Genomic DNA, 18,020 nt, shown 5'->3' on the forward strand with positions numbered 1-18,020 from the left:
GCGACATTTGCGTGTCTTTGCCACCCGCTTCCAACGTCCGCGCCGCCTTGGGCGTGTCGCGGCATGAGCCTTTCGCTGGCGGATGTGATGGCGGCGGCGAACCGCATTGCCGGCATGGCGGTGCAGACGCCGATGATCCCCTCGCCCTTCATGAGCGGCGTGGCGGGGACGGAATTCCTGATGAAGCTTGAAACCTGCCAGCCGACAGGTGCCTTCAAGCTGCGCGGCGCGGCAAACGCCATCGCGCAACTGCCTGGAGACGTGGCGGGCGTCACCTGTTGCTCGACCGGCAATCACGGCCGTGCCGTTGCCTACGCCGCCCGCCTGCGGGGGCTTCGCGCCGTCATCTGCATGTCGTCGCTGGTGCCGTCCAACAAGGTGGAAGCCATTGGAGCCCTGGGCGCGGAAACGCACATTGCCGGTCGCAGCCAGGACGAGGCGGGGCTTGAAAGCCGGCGGCTGGCGCAGGAAGAAGGCCTGGTGGAAATCCCGCCCTTCGACCACGAGGCGGTGATTGCCGGACAGGGCACGGCGGCCCTGGAAATGCTGGCGGAGCGCCCGGACATCGCCACGCTCCTCGTTCCGCTTTCGGGCGGCGGTCTGGCGGCGGGCGTGGCGCTGGCGGCCCGGGCGATCAAGCCGTCGGTCCGGGTGATCGGGGTGACGATGGAGCGCGGTGCGGCCATGCATGCGTCCATCGCGGCGGGCAAGCCGGTGGAGGTGGAGGAAGTGGCGAGCCTGGCCGATTCACTCGGCGGTGGCATCGGGCTTTCCAACCGCTTCACCTTTGCGCTTTGCCGCGATCTGCTCGACGATGTGATCCTTGTTTCGGAAGACGAGATCTACCGCGCCATGCAGGCGCTGTTCTTCGAGGACCGGCTTGTGGCGGAAGGCGCCAGTGTCGTTGGCCTCGCCGCCATCATGAGCGGCAAGGCGGGTCGGCTTGCCGGACCGGTGGCGACGCTCATCACGGGCCGCAACGTGGACATGGCCCAGTTCATGGCCGTCATGGCCGGCGAACCAGTGGATCTCGGCGGCATCAGGACAGGAGAAGGTGCCTATGGCTCATGAAATCCGCATCGTGACCGAGACGGAACTGCGCGCGGCGGTGAAACTGGACCTCACGGCGGTCGACGTCGTGTCGCAGGCCTTCGCGGCGCTGGCGTCCGGCGGGGTCGTCATGCCGCCGGTCCTTTCCATGGACCTGCCGGCCGTGCATGGCGAGGTGGACGTCAAGACGGCCTGGATACCGGATTTCGAGGGCTTCGCCATCAAGGTCAGCCCCGGTTTCTTCGACAATCCGTCCAAGGGTCTGGCCAGCCTCAACGGGCTGATGGTGCTGCTCGACGCCACGACGGGCCTCGTCAGGGCCGTGTTCCTCGACAATGGCTACCTGACGGACGTGCGCACGGCAGCAGCGGGTGCGGTGGCCGCGCGCCACCTGGCGCCGGAGAAGGTCGAGACGGCCGGCGTGTTCGGCACGGGCGTGCAGGCGCGCCTGCAGATGGAAGCAGCGCATCTCGTGCGCCCGTACCGGCGTGTACTGGTCTGGGGCCGCGATGCCGGCAAGGCCGGCGACTGCGCGAAGGACCTCTCCGAGCGCCTCGGCATCACGGCGGAAACGGTAGCCGATCCGGCTTCGCTGGTTGCGCAATCGCAGCTTGTCGTGACGACGACGCCGGCGCGCGAACCGGTGCTCAAGGCCGAATGGCTGCATCCGGGCCTGCACGTGACCGCCATGGGGTCGGACCAGGAAGGCAAGAACGAGATCGACCCGCAGGCCATCGCGAAGGCGGACGCTTATGTCTGCGACCGGCTGTCCCAGTGCGAGAAACTGGGCGAATGGCGCAGCGTGCTTGCCGCCGGCCTCGGCGGATCCATGGCACCGGTGGAACTGGGCGACGTGGTCTCGGGCAAGGCGCGGGGGCGCACATCGCAGGACCAGGTCACGATCTGCGACCTGACCGGCACCGGCGCGCAGGACACGGCGATTGCCACCCATGCGCTTGCCGTCACCCGCGCCGCGGGCAGCGGCACCGCGATCAGCACCTAAGTTGGCGGATAACGCATGAGCAGGCTGGATGCCTTCGATCTCGCCATCCTGAAGGCGCTGCAAGCCAACGGGCGGATGACCAAGGTGGCATTGGCGCAGGCGGTCAACCTGTCGCCCAGCCCTTGCGTGGAACGGCTGAAGAAGCTGGAAAAGGCCGGCTACATCACCGGCTACCGGGCCATGGTGGACCTGCGCAGGCTGGGTCCCGTGACGGAGGTGATTGTCGAGGTGACGCTTGCCAACCACCAGGCCGCCGATTTCCGGCGCTTCGAGGCCGCTGTCATGGACCTTCCTGAAATAGTGGAATGCGCGGCGACGGGCGGCGGCATCGACTACGTGATGAAAGCGGTGGTGGCCGATGTCGATGCCTATCAGCGGCTGATGGACGGGCTTCTGGATGCGAGCGTGGGGATCGAGCGCTATTTCGGCTACATCGTCACCAAGGCGGTGAAAAACACCGTGCCGCCGCTGCCGGCCGGACCTGCATCACCGGGCAACAGTGAAAAACGCTGAAAACGGCCGCAAATCCGGCAAGAACCACTGCCGCACAATCTGATTGCGGTGAAAACGCCGCCGCTTTCGCCCCTATCGTGGAGCCCGTCACGCCATATCAAGGCACAAGGAGGCGCTTCATGAAGGACAGCGACAAGAGACTGCTGCCGGTCCGGCTCGGCGATCCCAAGCTCCTGCGCACGTTTTCCTACGTGAACGGGGCCTGGGTCTCGGCGCAAGGCGGCGCGACGATGGAGGTGCGTAATCCGGCCGATGGCGCCATCATCGCCCATGTCGCGGCCATGGGCACGGACGAGGCACGGCAAGCCGCCGATGCCGCGCACGCCGCGTTTCCGGCCTGGGCCGGCCTGCTGCCGCAGCAGCGCTCGGCCTGCCTGAAACGCTGGTTCGAACTGATGCGCGAGCGGCGCGAGGACCTGGCGGCGCTGATGGTGCTGGAACAGGGCAAGCCCCTGTCCGAAGCGCGCGGCGAGATCGACTATGGCGCCTCCTTTGCCGAATTCTATGCCGAAGAAGCCAAGCGCCCCAACATCGAGAGCGTGACGTCGCATCTGCCTGACGCGGAGGTCGAGGTCTGGCTGGAGCCGGTCGGCGTGGCCGCGCTCGTCACGCCGTGGAACTTTCCCAATGCGATGATCGTGCGAAAGGCTGCCGCCGCGCTGGCGGCGGGCTGCACCGTGGTCATCCACCCGTCGCACGAGACACCGCTTTCCGCGACCGCGCTGGCGGAACTGGCCGAGCGGGCCGGTTTTCCGCCGGGCGTGTTCAACGTCGTTACAGGTCATGCCACGGACATCGTGCCGGCCTGGACGGCGGACAGGCGCGTGCGCGCGCTGTCGTTCACCGGTTCCACGGAAGTCGGACGGCTGCTCTACCGGCAATCGGCCGACACGGTGAAGCGCATCGTCATGGAACTGGGCGGGCATGCGCCCTTCATCCTGTTCGCTGACGCGGACATGGACCATGCCGTTGAAGAGGCCATCAAAGCCAAGTTCGCGACTTCGGGCCAGGATTGCCTCGGCGCGAACCGTTTCCTGGTCGAGCGCAGCGCCTGTGAGGATTTCTGCACCCGGTTTGCCGAGCGTGCAAAGACCCTGACCATCGGCCCGGGCCTTTGCGATCCGGATATCGGGCCGCTGATGAACGGTAAGGCGGTGGCCAAGCAGGAAGAGCATGTGGCGGACGCCCTTGATCGCGGCGCACGGCTCGTTTGCGGCGGCAAGCGCCATGATGCCGGGCCGCTGTTCTTTCAGCCGACGGTGCTGGCCGACGTGCCGGCCGACGCGCTGATCATGCGGGAGGAAACCTTCGGGCCGGTGGCGGCCATCGCCGCCTTCGACACGGAAGAAGAAGCCTTCGCGCGGGCCAATGACAGCGAATACGGATTGATCGCCTATCTGCATACGAGCGATCCGCGCAGGATTTACCGCGCGAGCCGCGCCTTGCAATATGGCATGGTGGCGGTAAACCGGACAAAGGTGACCGGCGCGCCCATACCCTTCGGCGGCATGAAGCAGTCTGGCGTGGGCCGAGAAGGCGCGCGGCTCGGCATGGCCGCGTTCATGGACGTCAAATATGTCTGCCGCGACTGGGCATGACCGAAACCGGAAGGAAAGACTGATGCTGAAGAACGACCAGCTTGACCAGTGGGACCGGGAGAACTTCTTCCATCCGTCCACCCATCTCGCCCAGCACGCGCGGGGCGAAAGCCCGAACCGCATCATCAGCGGCGGATCCGGCGTCTTCATCGAGGACCGCGACGGCAACCGGCTGCTGGATGCCTTTGCCGGTCTCTATTGCGTCAATGTCGGCTACGGGCGCACCGAGATCGCCGAGGCCATTGCCGCGCAGGCGAAAGAACTTGCCTACTACCACGCCTATGTCGGCCATGGCACGGAAGCCTCGATCACGCTGGCAAAGATGGTGATCGACCGGGCACCGGAGAACATGTCCAAGGTCTATTTCGGGCTTGGCGGGTCGGATGCCAACGAGACCAACATCAAGCTGGTCTGGTACTACAACAACATCCTCGGCCGGCCGGAAAAGAAGAAGATCATCTCGCGCTGGCGCGGCTATCACGGCTCCGGCCTGATGACCGGTTCGCTGACAGGCCTCGACCTGTTCCACAAGAAGTTCGACCTGCCGCTGGCGCAGGTGCTGCACACGGAAGCGCCCTATTTCTATCGCCGCGCCGACCGCTCGATGGACGAGCAGGCCTTCACCGCCCATTGCGCGGCTGAACTGGAAGCCCTGATCGAACGCGAGGGCGCCGACACGATCGCCGCCTTCATCGGCGAGCCGATGCTGGGGACGGGCGGCATCGTGCCGCCGCCGGCCGGTTACTGGGAGGCCATCCAGGCGGTTCTGGAAAGGCATGACATCCTGCTGATCGCCGACGAGGTGGTGACCGGTTTCGGACGGCTCGGCACCATGTTCGGCTCCACCCATTACGGCATCCGGCCGGACATCATCACCATCGCCAAGGGCCTGACGTCCGCCTATGCGCCACTGTCCGGCTCCATCGTCTCCGACAAGGTCTGGGCGGTGCTGGAAAAGGGCACTGACGAGAACGGCCCCATCGGCCATGGCTGGACCTATTCGGCCCATCCCATCGGCGCGGCGGCGGGCGTTGCCAATCTCAAGCTCATCGACAGCCTGAACCTGGTGGCCAATGCCGGCGAGACCGGCGCCTGGTTCAACGCGGCCATGAAGGACGCGCTTGCCGGCCATCCCCATGTGGGCGACGTGCGCGGCGAAGGCATGCTCTGCGCCGTCGAATTCGTCGAGGACAAGGATGACCGGCGCTTCTTCGATGCGTCGCGCAAGATCACGCCTTCCGTCACCGCCGCGCTCCTGGAACGCGGCGTCATCGGACGGACGATGCCGCAGGGCGACATACTGGGTTTCGCGCCTCCGCTCTGCCTGACCCGCGCCGAGGCCGACGAGGTGGTGTCCAAAACCGCCGACGCGGTGAAGGCCGTGCTCGGCTGACAGGGCGCCGGCGTCCACCCCGGCGCGCTTGACCGGCGGCGGGAACGGTCACACCTTGCCGGTCCGAATCGGCATTGGCAGCAACGGGCATGACCGGGATGGACGTGGAACTCAGGCTCAGACGGCCGGGCATCGATGCAGCCGGGGAGGCAATCGTCTATCTCGACGGCGCGAGCCCGGCCTGCCGAACGCTGGGCCTTGCGGCGCCGGACCGCCTGCTGGTCAGCCATCGCGGCAAGGCCATCACCGCGCGCCTCAACCTGGTCTCCGGCGGCCTGATCGGGCCGGACGAGGCCGGCCTTTCCGAAGCCGCCTGGCACGGCATCAGGGCAAAGGACGGAGGGCTGGCCTCGATCCGCAAGGACGAGACCATCGATTCCATGTCGCATGTGCGGGCGAAAGTCTTCGGTCACCGGCTCGACGCCGTGCCGATGGAGGCCATTCTCTGCGACATCGTTGCCGGGCGCTATTCCGACATCCAGCTTGCCGCCTTCGTCACCGCCTGCGCGGCCCGGACACTTGACACGGACGAGATCGCGGCGATGACAGCGGCCATGGTCGACACCGGTGCGCGAATGACCTGGCCGCCAGGCGTCATCGCCGACAAGCACTGCGTCGGCGGGCTCCCGGGAAACCGCACGACACCGATCGTCGTCGCGATTGCGGCGGCCTGCGGCCTGACGATACCCAAGACCTCCTCGCGCGCCATCACCTCGCCTGCCGGCACGGCCGACATGATGGAGACGCTGGCGCCGGTGAACCTGACGCTGGACCACATGCGCCGGGTGGTGGAAAGCGAGGGCGGCTGCATCGCCTGGGGCGGAGCGGTGGATCTCAGCCCGACCGACGACATCCTGATCCGCATCGAACGGGCGCTGGGCCTCGACAGCCACGGCCAGCTCATCGCCTCGGTGCTCTCCAAGAAGATCGCGGCGGGCGCGACCCACGTGGTGATCGACCTTCCCGTCGGACCGTCGGCGAAGATCCGCAGTGCCGGCGAAGCGGAGACGCTGACGCGGACGCTGCTGGACGTCGCCCGGCGTTTCGGGCTGCATCTGCGCGTATTGAGGACCAATGGCGCCCATCCGGTCGGGCGGGGCATCGGTCCCGCGCTGGAAGCACGCGACGTGCTGCAAGTGCTGCGCAACGAGGCGGAGGCGCCGGGGGATCTGCGCGCGAAGGCCCTGATGCTTGCCGGTGCACTGCTGGAACTGGCAGGAAAGGCTGCGGAAGGCGACGGCGAAGGACTGGCGGAGCGGACGCTGGCCAGCGGCCGGGCCTGGATGAAATTCCAGGCGATCTGCGCGGCCCAGGGCGGCATGTCCGAGCCCCCGTCCGCGCGCCATCGCCAGACCGTCCATGCGCAGGCCCCCGGCCGCGTCAACGCCTTCGACAACCGGCTTCTTTCGCGCGCGGCGATCCTTGCCGGCGCGCCCGAGGAAAAGGCGGCAGGCCTCGACCTGCATGTGCGGGCCGGCGACATCGTCGAGGAAGGGCAGCCGCTCCTGACGCTGCATTCGCAGTCGGTCGGCGAACTGGCCCAGGCCCTCGCCTTCGTCCAGGGTCACGACGGGATCATCACCCTGCGGTCGTAAGACGCGACGGCGCCCGGCGTGCACTGCCCGGCCCTTCCGTTGCGCGCACCCTTTCCAGCGCCGCCTCCCCGCAAAGGCGAACCGCCCCTGCGATCTGGTGCAACTGCCGGGTCAGCGGGCTGGACTTGCGCCAGATCATGCCGATGGTGCGCGAGGGCTGCGGATCCCTGAAACGGGCGACCGATACCGCGGCCGATCCGGTCTCGACAGGCACCGCCATCTCCGGGATCAGCGTCACGCCGATCCCCGCGCCGACCATCTGCACCAGCGTCGAGAGCGCGCTTCCGTCCAGCAATTCGCGCGGACGCGTGGTGTGCAGGTTGCAAAACGAGAGCGCCTGGTCACGGAAACAATGGCCCTCTTCCAGAAGCAGCAGGCGCATTTCGCGCAGACCCTCGCGATCGGGCACCGGCTTGTCCTCGTCAGCAGCCGGCCGGACAAGAACGAAGGTCTCGGAAAAGAGCGCCACTTCCGTCAGGGCCGGTTCCGAAACGGGAAGCGCGACGATGGCCGTGTCGATTCGCCCGGCTGCCAGTTCCTCGACGAGCCGCGAGGTCAGCGTTTCGCGAACCTGGATTTCCAGGCCCTCGTTGAGGCGCGAAAGCTCGGCGATGATGCATGGCAGGAGATAGGGCGCGATGGTGGGAATGATCCCGATGCGCAGGCGGCCGACGAGGCGTTCGCGCGACGCGCGGGCCAGATCGCCCAGTTCATCGACGGAGCGCAGGATTTCCCGCACTCGAACGGCGAATTCCTCGCCGAAACTGGTCAGCCGTATCTGGCGCGCGTGGCGCTCGAAAAGCTCGGTGCCCAGCGATTCCTCCAGTTCCCTGATCTGCATCGACAATGCGGGCTGCGAGATGGAACAGGCCTCGGCCGCGCGGCCGAAATGGCCGTGGCGGGCCAGGGCCTCGAAATAACGGAACTGCTTGAGCGTCACGTTTCTCATAAGCTGAAATTATCATTCCAATCAGGAAATACAACTTAATTTAATCGCCGCACTTTGGTATGGTCCCAAATGAGGAGGAACCGACAACGGCATTCCGTCTGATCTCCGGCGGCCTGAAACCGCGCGGAGGACAGCGTCCGGTCCGGCTGGTATGCCTGTTTCATGGCATCGCAGCAAGGATGGACCGAAACGGGAGACGGATTGCCTTCGTGCTTTCTCATCGCTGTTGACCAGTGACTTCCCTTCGAACACGAGCACGACCGGAGACAAACATGGACGTGAAGAACACAGAAAAAGCGGGCGGCTGCCCGGTGATGCATGGCGGCATGACCGCCGTGGCAACGTCGAACATGCACTGGTGGCCGAATGCGCTGAACTTCGACATCCTCCACCAGCACGACACGAAGACCAATCCGCTGGGCAAGGACTTCAACTACCGCGAGGCGGTCAAGTCGCTCGACTACGATGCGCTCAAGAAGGACCTGCATGCCCTGATGACGGAGAGCCAGGACTGGTGGCCGGCCGACTGGGGACACTATGGCGGCCTGTTCATCCGCATGGCCTGGCATTCGGCCGGCACCTACCGCCTGGCTGACGGCCGCGGCGGTGGCGGCACGGGTAACCAGCGCTTTGCGCCGCTCAACGCCTGGCCGGACAATGTGAGCCTCGACAAGGCCCGGCGCCTGCTCTGGCCGATCAAGAAGAAATACGGCAACAAGATCTCCTGGGCCGACCTGATGATCCTGGCCGGCAACGTCGCCTATGAAAGCATGGGCCTGAAGACCTTCGGCTTCGCTTATGGCCGCGAGGACATCTGGCATCCCGAAAAGGACATCTACTGGGGCGCGGAGAAGGAATGGCTCGCCCCGAGCGACAGCCGCTACGACAGCGTGGAAGACCCCGCGACGATGGAGAACCCGCTGGCCGCCGTGCAGATGGGCCTCATCTACGTCAATCCGGAAGGCGTGAACGGCCAGCCCGATCCGCTCAAGACGGCCGCGCAGGTGCGCGAGACCTTCGCGCGCATGGCCATGGACGACGAGGAAACCGCGGCGCTGACCGTCGGCGGCCACACCGTCGGCAAGGCGCATGGCAATGGCGATGCCGGCCTGCTGGGTGCCGACCCGGAGGCCGCCGACGTGACCGAGCAGGGCTTCGGCTGGGCCAACCCGAACATGCACGGCAAGGCCGCCAACGCGGTGACGTCCGGCATCGAGGGCGCCTGGACCACAGAGCCGACCAAGTGGGACAATGGCTACCTCAAGCTGCTGTTCGGCTACGAGTGGGAACTGACCAAGAGCCCGGCCGGCGCGAACCAGTGGCAGCCCGTCGGCATCAAGGAAGAGGACATGCCGGTTGACGCGTCCGATCCTTCCGTGCGCCGCATGCCGATGATGACCGATGCCGACATGGCGATGAAGATGGACCCGGCCTACCGGGCCATCTGCGAGAAGTTCATGGCGGATTTCGACTACTTCTCCGACACCTTCGCGCGGGCCTGGTTCAAGCTGACCCATCGCGACATGGGTCCGAAGTCACGCTATATCGGCCCGGAGATCCCGGCCGAAGACCTGATCTGGCAGGATCCGGTGCCCGCCGGCAACACCGGCTACGATGTCGACGCCGTGAAGGCGAAGATCGCGGCTTCCGGCCTTTCCGTCGCCGACATGGTGGCCACGGCCTGGGACAGCGCGCGCACCTATCGCGGTTCCGACATGCGCGGCGGTGCCAATGGCGCGCGCATCCGCCTTGCCCCGCAGAAGGACTGGGAAGGCAATGAGCCGGAGCGCCTCGCGCGTGTCCTGTCCGTGCTGGAGCCGATCGCGGCCGAAACGGGCGCATCGGTGGCCGACGTCATCGTCCTGGCCGGCAATGTGGGCATCGAGCAGGCGGCCAAGGCTGCCGGCCATGATGTCACCGTTCCGTTCGCGCCGGGCCGTGGTGACGCGACCGACGAAATGACGGACGCGGCTTCCTTCGACGTGCTGGAACCGCTGGCCGATGGCTATCGCAACTGGCTGAAGAAGACCTACGTGGTCAGCCCGGAAGAGATGATGCTGGACCGCACCCAGCTCATGGGCCTCACCGCGCCTGAGATGACGGCGCTGGTCGGCGGCATGCGCGTGATCGGCGCCAATTATGCCGGCACCAAGCATGGCGTCTTCACCGACCGCGAAGGCCAGCTGACCAACGACTTCTTCGTCAACCTGACCGACATGGCCAACAGCTGGCACAAGGGCGACGGCGACATCTACGAGATCCGTGACCGCAAGACCGGCGCGGTGAAGTGGACCGCCACGCGCATCGACCTGGTGTTCGGCTCCAGTTCCATCCTGCGCTCCTATGCAGAGGTCTATGCCCAGGACGACAACGAGGAGAAGTTCGTCAAGGACTTCATCGCCGCCTGGGTGAAGGTGATGAACGCGGACCGGTTCGACCTCACCGCCTGACCGGCGCGAGACACGAACGGTGACGAGGGGCGGCTGCGGCCGCCCCTTTTGCTTTGCGAGACGGCCGCCCACCTGACCGGGCCTTGCCCGGCGGGCACGCTTGCTGCCATATCTCCTCCATGGACGAGACCAAGACCGATACGCCCCGGCTGCGCCTGCGCATCCTGTTTGGCGACGATGCCATGCTCGGGCCCGGCAAGGCCGACCTGCTGGAGCGCATCCGCGACACCGGCTCGATCGCGGCGGCGGGCCGGGCCATGGGCATGAGCTACAAGCGCGCCTGGAGCCTGGTGGAGGCGATGAACGGCTTTTTCCGCGACCCGCTGGTGGAAAGCTCGCGCGGCGGCACCTCGGGCGGCGGCGCCAGCCTGACGGCGGCCGGGGAGCAGGTGCTTGCCCTCTACCGTGCCATCGAGGACGAGACCGCCGCTGCCAATGCCGGCCGGATCGCAACGCTGCAGGCGATGCTAAGCGATATGTCCGGCAAAAAATAACGCTTGCCTCCCCCGCGATCCCCTGCGATATTTCCCACCGAACATATTGCTTGCGCAAAAGGGGTGCCAACGATCATGCCGCTGAAGATCGGGAACCGGCTGCGGCGCGTGGCCATCGCGGCGCTGTCAGCCTGCCTGTTGCCTGCAGTGCAGGTACCGGCCAGGGCCGCTGACGTGTCCGTCTTCGCCGCCGCATCGCTGAAGAACGCGCTGGACGACTTTGCAACGCGGTGGGAGGCACAGACGGGCAACACGGCAACGATCTCCTATGCCGGATCCGGCGCGCTGGCCAAGCAGATCATCGCCGGCGCTCCTGCCGACATCTTCATTTCCGCCAACATGGCCTGGGCCGATGCGGTGGAAGAAGCCGGTCTCGTTGCCGACGGCGGGCGTCGCGACATCCTCGCCAATTCGCTGGTGCTGATCGCCCATGGCAAGGGCGCCGAACCGGTCACGATAACGCCCGGTCTCGACCTGCCCGCCCTTCTGGGTGACGGCAAGCTGGCCATGGCCATGGTGGATTCCGTGCCCGCCGGCATTTACGGCAAGGCCGCGCTCACCACGCTCGGCCTTTGGGATTCGCTCGCGCCTTCGGTCGCGCAGGCCGACAATGTGCGCGCGGCGCTGTCGCTGGTGGCCGCCGGCGAAGCGCCTTACGGCATCGTCTATGCCACGGACGCGGCGGCATCCGACAATGTCACCGTTGTCGGCACCTTTCCTGCTGACAGCCATCCGCCGATCGTCTATCCGGCAATTCTGCTGAAGGACGCCGCCGATCCCGCAGACAGGGCCTTTTTCGAAGCCCTTTCCGGGGAAACGGCAAAGGCAGCCTTCACCCAACAGGGATTCAGCGTGTTGAAGTGATCGCGTGACGGACTGGCTTTCCCCGCAAGAATGGCAGGCGGTGGCTCTCTCGCTGCGCGTGGCAGGCGTGGCGACGCTGGTCAGCCTTCCATTCGGCATTCTCGTGGCCCACGGGCTCGCACGCTGGCAGTTTCCCGGCAAGCAGATCGTCAACGGAATCGTCCACCTGCCGCTGATCCTGCCGCCTGTCGTCACCGGCTACCTGCTTCTGCTGACCATGGGCCGCAAGGGCTTCATCGGCCAGTATCTCGACGAATGGTTCGGCATCGTCTTCGCCTTCCGCTGGACCGGCGCGGTGCTGGCGGCGGCCATCATGGCGTTTCCGCTGATGGTGCGCGCCATCCGCCTCTCCATCGAGGCTGTCGACCCGAAACTGGAGGAGGCTGGCGCCACGCTCGGCGCGTCCCCGGCCTGGGTGTTCCTGACCGTGACGCTGCCGCTCATCCTGCCGGGCATCATCGCCGGCGCCATCCTCGCCTTCGCCAAGGCCATGGGCGAGTTTGGCGCGACCATCACCTTCGTCTCCAACATTCCCGGCCAGACACAGACGCTGCCATCGGCCGTCTATGCCTTCCTGCAAGTGCCGGGCGGCGAAGCCTCGGCGGCGCGTCTCGTCATCGTGGCCATCATCGTCGCCATGTCGGCGCTGCTGCTTTCGGAATTCGTGGCGCGGCGGGTGGCCGCGCGGGTCGGGGGCGGTTGATGCTGTCGGTCACGCTGAAACACCGTTTCCAGGGTTTCCGGCTGGACGCCTCCTTCGAGGCGCCGCATGGCGTCACCGTGCTGTTCGGCCGGTCCGGATCGGGCAAATCGACCATCGTCAAGGCCGTGGCCGGCCTGCTGCGTCCTGATGAAGGGCGGATAGCGCTCGGCGACGACATCCTCACCGACACGGCGCGCGGCATCGCGCTTCCGCCGCATCGCCGCCGCATCGGCACGGTGTTTCAGGAAGGTCGGCTGTTCCCGCACCTGACGGTGCGCCAGAACCTTGCCTATGGCCGCTGGTTCGCACCGCTCGGCGCGCGACGCGAAGAGCCCGCGCGCATTGTCGAGATGCTGGGCATCGGTCATCTGCTCGACCGGCGCCCGGGGCTGCTGTCGGGCGGCGAGAAGCAGCGCGTGGCCATCGGGCGGGCGCTGCTGTGTTCGCCGCGCCTGATCCTGGCGGACGAGCCGCTGGCGGCGCTCGACGAGGCGCGCAAGGCGGAGATCCTGCCCTATTTCGAACGGCTGCGCGACGAGGTCGCCGTTCCGATCCTCTATGTCAGCCACTCGGCCTCGGAAGTGGCACGGCTGGCGACCACCGTCGTTGCACTGGAGGATGGCCGGGTGGTGCGCCAGGGCCCGCCGGGTGACGTGCTGGGCGATCCGTCCGTCACGCCGCTCGGCTCGCGCGAGGCGGGCGCGCTCATCGAGGCACGGGTGCTGCGCCATCACGGCGACGGGCTGAGCGAACTGGAAGCGGGCGGCATGGCGCTGTTCCTGCCACATCTGGCCCAGGCGCCGGGCAAGGCCGTGCGTGTGCGCATCGCCGCGCATGACGTGATACTCGCGCGCCAGCGGCCCGAGGGCCTGTCGGCACTCAACATCCTTGCAGGCACCGTTTCGGAAATCCGCGAGGGCGAAGGTCCGGGCGCCATGGTCGCCGTCGACACGCCGGCGGGACGCGTCCTGGCCCGTGTCACGCGGCGTTCCGTGGCGGCACTCGGGCTATCGCCGGGGGTCCCAGTCCATGCGGTCATCAAGACCGTGTCAGTGGCGCCGGCCGACATCGGCGGACAGGCCCCGACTGCCTGACACAGGGGCGCCGGACAACGCGCCGCCCGGCTTCGCGGATTTGTTTGCGAAACTGCAAATTCAGGTCCTGCTTGAATCAATAGGTTGCGGATCGAAAGACGAAACGCGATCCGGAGCCGGGTATGTCCCGTCCACTATACTCCACCTTCCTTTTCCTGCGACGCGGCCATGTCCGGCTGCTGGCCATCTTCCTTGCCGCCGTCCTGACGGTTTTCACCGCCCCACAGGACGGCATGGCGGCGCCGCTCGTCGGCAAGTTCCTCGAACTGGCGGCACCGGGAGACCTGGTGCCCGGCGCTGACGCCTATGGCCCGGCACGCGACGACCTGGCAGTCGTGCCCGCCCTGAAGAACGGCGAGACGATCGGCTGGGTGTTCCTGACCTCCGACTTCGTGCCGACCGCCGGCTATTCCGGCAAGCCGATCCACATTTTGGGCGGCGTCTCGACGGAGGCGGTGATCACGGGCGTTCGGCTGGTCAAGCATTCCGAGCCGATCGTGCTGGTCGGCATTCCCGACGCGCGCATCCGCGAGGTGACGGAAGGCTATGCCGGCCTCGATCTGAAAAAGGCGGCGGCCGGGCAACAGGACCATGAACTCGACATCGTGTCGGGCGCGACCGTCACCATCATGATCATCGACGATTCCATCCTGCGCGCCGGGCTGAAGGTGGCAAGAGCGTTGTCGCTGGGCGGGCTGGCACCGGAGGAAGGCGCGGCGAAGGCCTCCCGCCTGCTCGACCGGACCGTCGACACGGTGGAGGACTGGCAGACGCTGACCGGCGACGGATCGGTGCGCCACTTCACCCTCGACGTGGCTACCGTCAACGCCGATTTCGCCGCGCTCGGCGACCCGCGCACCGCGCGCCATGCTGAACCGGGTCCCGATTCAGACCCCTATGTGAATGTCTGGACGGCGCTGGTCAGCCAGCCTTCCATCGGGCGCAGCCTGCTGGGCGACGGCGAATACGAAAACCTGAGGGCCATGCTGAAGGAAGGCGAGGAAGCCATCCTGGTCGCCGGCAACGGGCGCTGGTCCTTCAAGGGCTCCGGCTATGTGCGCGGCGGCGTCTTCGACCGGTTCCAGCTCATCCAGGGCGAGAATTCCATCCGTTTCCGCGACCGCCAGCACAAGCGCCTCGGCCGCATCGCGGCAGACGGCGCGCCGGACATGACCGAGACGGACCTGTTCATCATCCCCGCCGATGCCGGCTTCGATCCGGCCGAACCCTGGCGGCTGCAACTGCTGCTGCACCGTCCGGTGGGCGCCATCGAGAAGCTCTTCCTGACCTATGACCTCGGCTATTCGCTGCCCGGCCGCTTCGTCAAGACGATGGCCGCTCCGGCGACAGCAGCCTCTCCGGGCGACAGCAGCGACAGCGCGCATGAGGCTTCCGCCATCCGCGACGCCCTTTGGGCCAGGATCTGGCAGGCCAAGCAGCCGCAGATCATCGTGCTCGGCGTGGCGCTTGCCTTCCTGACCGGCATCTTCTTCTTCCAGTCCCTTGCCACGCGTAATGACCGCGTCTTCGCCATCGTGCGCAATTCGTTCCTTGTCTTCACGCTGGTCTTCGTGGGCTGGTATGCCAATGCCCAACTCTCGGTGGTCAACGTGCTGGCGGTGTTCTCTGCGCTGGTCAGCGACTTCCGCTGGGAAACCTTCCTGATGGACCCGCTGATCTTCGTGCTGTGGTTCGCCGTGGCCGCCGCCCTGCTGTTCTGGGCGCGCGGGGCCTATTGCGGCTGGCTTTGCCCGTTCGGCGCGCTGCAGGAACTGTCCAACAAGCTCGCGCGCCTGCTGCGCTTCCCCCAGATCACCCTGCCCTGGGGCCTGCATGAGCGGCTGTGGCCGGTGAAGTACATCATCTTCCTCGGGCTGTTCGGCATGTCGCTCTACTCGCTGGACATGGCCGAGCACTACGCGGAGGTCGAGCCCTTCAAGACAGCCATCATCCTGAAGTTCGACCGTCCCTGGCCCTATGTCCTGTTCGCGCTCGCCATGCTGGCGCCGGGGCTGTTCATCGAACGCTTCTATTGCCGCTATGTCTGCCCGCTGGGCGGCGGCCTCGCCATCCCCGCGCGGCTGCACATGTTCCGCTGGCTCAAGCGCTACAAGGAATGCGGCAATCCCTGCCAGCTCTGTGCCAAGGAGTGCCCTGTCCAGGCGATCCACCCGACCGGCGAGATCAACCCGAACGAGTGCATTTCCTGCCTCAACTGCCAGGTTCTCTACCAGCACAAGACCAAATGCCCCGTCGTCGTGACCCGCGTGAAGAAACGCGAGCGCCTCGAACGGTCCATCGGCATCGCCCCCGCCTCGGGCAAGGGCCAGCCGGGTGTCACCTACAAGCCGAAGGCCGCGGCCGAGGCTTCCCAATCCCTAAAGCAGAAGGAGACTCTGTGATGAGTGACAACAAGATCAGCCGCCGCGCCCTGCTCGGCACAACCGCCAGCGGCGCCGCCGTCGCCGGCACCATGATGGCCACGGGCAGCGGCGCGCTCTTCGCCGCCACCCGCCAGGCCCGCGCGGAAGGCGCCTATCGCGAGGTCCACCCGGGCGAACTGGACAGCTATTACGGCTTCTGGTCGTCCGGCCAGTCCGGCGAGGTGCGCATCATCGGCCTGCCCTCCATGCGCGAACTGATGCGCATTCCGGTGTTCAACAAGTGCAGCGCCACGGGATGGGGCACGACCAACGAGAGCCTCAAGATCCTCACCGAAGGGCTGTTGCCGGAAACCCGGGAGTTCCTGGCCAAGCGCAACATGAAGTCCTATCAGAATGGCGACCTGCACCACCCGCACATGTCGTTCACCGAGGGCACCTATGACGGGCGCTATATCTTCGTGAACGACAAGGCCAATACACGCGTCGCCCGCATCCGCTGCGACGTGATGAAGACCGACAAGATCATCGAGATCCCCAACACGTCGGACATTCACGGCCTTCGCCCGCAGAAATATCCGCGCACCGGCTATGTCTTCGCCAATGGCGAGCATCGCATCCCGCTGCCCAATGACGGCATCATCCTCGACGAGCCGTCGAAATACGTCTCGCTGTTCAGCGCCATCGACGGCGACACGATGGAGATCAAGTGGCAGGTGATCGTCGACGGCAACCTCGACAATTGCGACGCCGACTACAAGGGCAAGTATGCCTTCTCCACCTGCTACAATTCCGAGAACGGCGTGACGCTGGCGGAAATGACGTCAAAGGAGCAGGACTGGGTCGTCGTCTTCAACATCAAGCGCATCGAGGAAGCCGTCGCGTCCGGCGACTTCAAGGAATACAACGGCGTGCCGGTCATCGATGGCCGCCACGGATCGCGCTACACCACCTATATACCGGTCTCCAACAGCCCGCACGGCTGCAACATGGCGCCGGACAAGAAGCACCTGTGCATCAACGGCAAGCTGTCGCCCACCGTCACCGTCATCGACGTTGACCTGCTCGACCAGGTGTTCGAAGGCGCGGAGCCGCGTTCGGCCGTCGTCGCCGAGCCGCAGCTTGGCCTCGGACCGTTGCACACGGCATTCGACGGCCGCGGCTTCGCCTACACGACGCTGTTCCTCGACAGCCAGATGGCCAAGTGGGACATCGAGAAGGCCAAGCGCGCCTTTGCCGGCGAGGACGTGGACCCCATCGTGCAGAAGCTCGACGTCCACTACCAGCCGGGCCACAACCACACCACGATGGGCGAGACGCTGGATGCCGACGGCCAGTTCCTCATCTCGCTCAACAAGTTCTCCAAGGACCGCTTCCTCAATGTCGGCCCGCTGAAGCCGGAGAACGACCAGCTGATCGACATATCCGGCGACGAGATGAAACTGGTGCATGACGGCCCGACCTTCGCCGAGCCGCATGACTGCATCATCGTTCGCACCGATCTGGTCAATCCCGTCTCGGTCTGGGACCGCGGCGATCCGACCTGGGAAGAAGCCCGCATCCAGGCCGAAAAGGATGGCGTGGATCTCGACTATGGTGCCGACGTCATCCGCGACGGCAACAAGGTGCGCGTCTACATGCATTCGGTGGCGCCGTCCTTCTCGCTCGAGAAGTTCGAGGTCAACGAGGGCGACGAGGTCACGATCTATGTCACCAACATGGACGATGTGGACGACCTGACGCACGGCTTCACGCTGGGCAATCACGGTATTGCCATGGAACTGGCGCCACAAGCCACGGCTTCCGTCACCTTCACCGCCGACCGTCCGGGCGTGCACTGGTACTATTGCCAGTGGTTCTGCCATGCGCTGCACATGGAAATGCGCGGCCGCATGCTCGTCCGTCCGAAGGCAGCCTGAGGCCGGAGGACGAC

The 18,020-nt window shown here is 66.1% G+C and carries 14 protein-coding genes; 13 read left to right on the forward strand and 1 reads right to left on the reverse strand.

Annotated elements, in window-relative coordinates; translation table 11 throughout:
- Window positions 1–63 precede the first annotated feature (63 nt).
- From eutB to ACLB6G_RS09080, 6 genes are all read left to right on the forward strand, one after another.
- Window positions 64–1,071: a hydroxyectoine utilization dehydratase EutB gene (gene eutB, locus ACLB6G_RS09055; RefSeq protein ID WP_410355817.1), complete on the forward strand. Its 1,008-nt coding sequence runs from the start codon at window positions 64–66 to the stop codon at window positions 1,069–1,071.
- The gene (locus tag ACLB6G_RS09060; protein ID WP_410355818.1) at window positions 1,061–2,053 is read left to right on the forward strand and encodes a cyclodeaminase; all 993 of its coding nucleotides are present in this window, start codon (window positions 1,061–1,063) and stop codon (window positions 2,051–2,053) included. Before eutB ends, ACLB6G_RS09060 begins: the two co-directional genes overlap by 11 nt.
- Before the next feature lie 15 nt (window positions 2,054–2,068).
- Window positions 2,069–2,566: an Lrp/AsnC family transcriptional regulator gene (locus ACLB6G_RS09065; RefSeq protein WP_410355819.1), complete on the forward strand. Its 498-nt coding sequence runs from the start codon at window positions 2,069–2,071 to the stop codon at window positions 2,564–2,566.
- Window positions 2,567–2,685: 119 nt separating this feature from the next.
- On the forward strand, window positions 2,686–4,164 hold the full coding sequence (locus ACLB6G_RS09070; protein WP_410355820.1) for an NAD-dependent succinate-semialdehyde dehydrogenase: 1,479 nt from the start codon (window positions 2,686–2,688) through the stop codon (window positions 4,162–4,164).
- Window positions 4,165–4,186: 22 nt separating this feature from the next.
- Window positions 4,187–5,557 carry an aspartate aminotransferase family protein gene (locus tag ACLB6G_RS09075; RefSeq protein WP_410355821.1) on the forward strand — a complete coding sequence of 457 codons (1,371 nt, stop codon included), beginning with the start codon at window positions 4,187–4,189 and terminating at the stop codon, window positions 5,555–5,557.
- 89 nt (window positions 5,558–5,646) lie between these two features.
- Entirely contained in the window at window positions 5,647–7,152 is a 1,506-nt protein-coding gene (locus ACLB6G_RS09080) for a thymidine phosphorylase family protein (RefSeq protein ID WP_458543557.1), read from the forward strand.
- Here the strand turns inward: ACLB6G_RS09080 and ACLB6G_RS09085 are convergent.
- Window positions 7,136–8,101: a LysR substrate-binding domain-containing protein gene (locus ACLB6G_RS09085; protein WP_410355822.1), complete on the reverse strand. Its 966-nt coding sequence runs from the start codon at window positions 8,099–8,101 to the stop codon at window positions 7,136–7,138. The two genes, ACLB6G_RS09080 and ACLB6G_RS09085, sit on opposite strands and share 17 nt — an antisense overlap.
- 272 nt (window positions 8,102–8,373) lie before the next feature.
- Between ACLB6G_RS09085 and katG the strand changes: the two genes are divergently transcribed.
- From katG to nosZ, 7 genes are all read left to right on the forward strand, one after another.
- A complete protein-coding gene (gene katG, locus ACLB6G_RS09090; RefSeq protein ID WP_410355823.1) occupies window positions 8,374–10,551 on the forward strand; it encodes a catalase/peroxidase HPI in 2,178 nt (725 codons plus the stop codon).
- 119 nt (window positions 10,552–10,670) lie between these two features.
- Window positions 10,671–11,045, forward strand: a complete 375-nt coding sequence (locus ACLB6G_RS09095; RefSeq protein ID WP_410355824.1) for a winged helix-turn-helix domain-containing protein — start codon at window positions 10,671–10,673, stop codon at window positions 11,043–11,045.
- 75 nt (window positions 11,046–11,120) lie between these two features.
- On the forward strand, window positions 11,121–11,909 hold the full coding sequence (gene modA / locus ACLB6G_RS09100) for a molybdate ABC transporter substrate-binding protein (protein ID WP_410355825.1): 789 nt from the start codon (window positions 11,121–11,123) through the stop codon (window positions 11,907–11,909).
- A gap of 4 nt (window positions 11,910–11,913) precedes the next feature.
- Entirely contained in the window at window positions 11,914–12,612 is a 699-nt protein-coding gene (modB, locus tag ACLB6G_RS09105) for a molybdate ABC transporter permease subunit (protein ID WP_410355826.1), read from the forward strand.
- Complete coding sequence (gene modC / locus ACLB6G_RS09110; RefSeq protein ID WP_410355827.1) at window positions 12,609–13,706, forward strand: molybdenum ABC transporter ATP-binding protein; 1,098 nt, start codon at window positions 12,609–12,611, stop codon at window positions 13,704–13,706. Before modB ends, modC begins: the two co-directional genes overlap by 4 nt.
- A 122-nt stretch (window positions 13,707–13,828) precedes the next feature.
- Window positions 13,829–16,108, forward strand: coding sequence for a 4Fe-4S binding protein (locus ACLB6G_RS09115; RefSeq protein ID WP_410355828.1), 2,280 nt, complete (start codon window positions 13,829–13,831; stop codon window positions 16,106–16,108).
- Window positions 16,108–18,006 carry a TAT-dependent nitrous-oxide reductase gene (gene nosZ / locus ACLB6G_RS09120; RefSeq protein ID WP_410355829.1) on the forward strand — a complete coding sequence of 633 codons (1,899 nt, stop codon included), beginning with the start codon at window positions 16,108–16,110 and terminating at the stop codon, window positions 18,004–18,006. Before ACLB6G_RS09115 ends, nosZ begins: the two co-directional genes overlap by 1 nt.
- The last annotated feature ends 14 nt before the right edge of the window (window positions 18,007–18,020 follow it).

Source organism: Zhengella sedimenti, assembly GCF_046506625.1.
GTDB classification, from domain to species: domain Bacteria; phylum Pseudomonadota; class Alphaproteobacteria; order Rhizobiales; family Rhizobiaceae; genus Zhengella; species Zhengella sedimenti.

Coding starts and splice junctions, on each gene's coding strand:
- eutB (WP_410355817.1), top strand. CDS start 64: ATGAGCCTTTCGCTGGCGGATGTGATGGCGGCGGCGAACCGCATTGCC.
- ACLB6G_RS09060 (WP_410355818.1), top strand. CDS start 1,061: ATGGCTCATGAAATCCGCATCGTGACCGAGACGGAACTGCGCGCGGCG.
- ACLB6G_RS09065 (WP_410355819.1), top strand. CDS start 2,069: ATGAGCAGGCTGGATGCCTTCGATCTCGCCATCCTGAAGGCGCTGCAA.
- ACLB6G_RS09070 (WP_410355820.1), top strand. CDS start 2,686: ATGAAGGACAGCGACAAGAGACTGCTGCCGGTCCGGCTCGGCGATCCC.
- ACLB6G_RS09075 (WP_410355821.1), top strand. CDS start 4,187: ATGCTGAAGAACGACCAGCTTGACCAGTGGGACCGGGAGAACTTCTTC.
- ACLB6G_RS09080 (WP_458543557.1), top strand. CDS start 5,647: ATGACCGGGATGGACGTGGAACTCAGGCTCAGACGGCCGGGCATCGAT.
- ACLB6G_RS09085 (WP_410355822.1), bottom strand. CDS start 8,101: ATGAGAAACGTGACGCTCAAGCAGTTCCGTTATTTCGAGGCCCTGGCC.
- katG (WP_410355823.1), top strand. CDS start 8,374: ATGGACGTGAAGAACACAGAAAAAGCGGGCGGCTGCCCGGTGATGCAT.
- ACLB6G_RS09095 (WP_410355824.1), top strand. CDS start 10,671: ATGGACGAGACCAAGACCGATACGCCCCGGCTGCGCCTGCGCATCCTG.
- modA (WP_410355825.1), top strand. CDS start 11,121: ATGCCGCTGAAGATCGGGAACCGGCTGCGGCGCGTGGCCATCGCGGCG.
- ACLB6G_RS09115 (WP_410355828.1), top strand. CDS start 13,829: ATGTCCCGTCCACTATACTCCACCTTCCTTTTCCTGCGACGCGGCCAT.
- nosZ (WP_410355829.1), top strand. CDS start 16,108: ATGAGTGACAACAAGATCAGCCGCCGCGCCCTGCTCGGCACAACCGCC.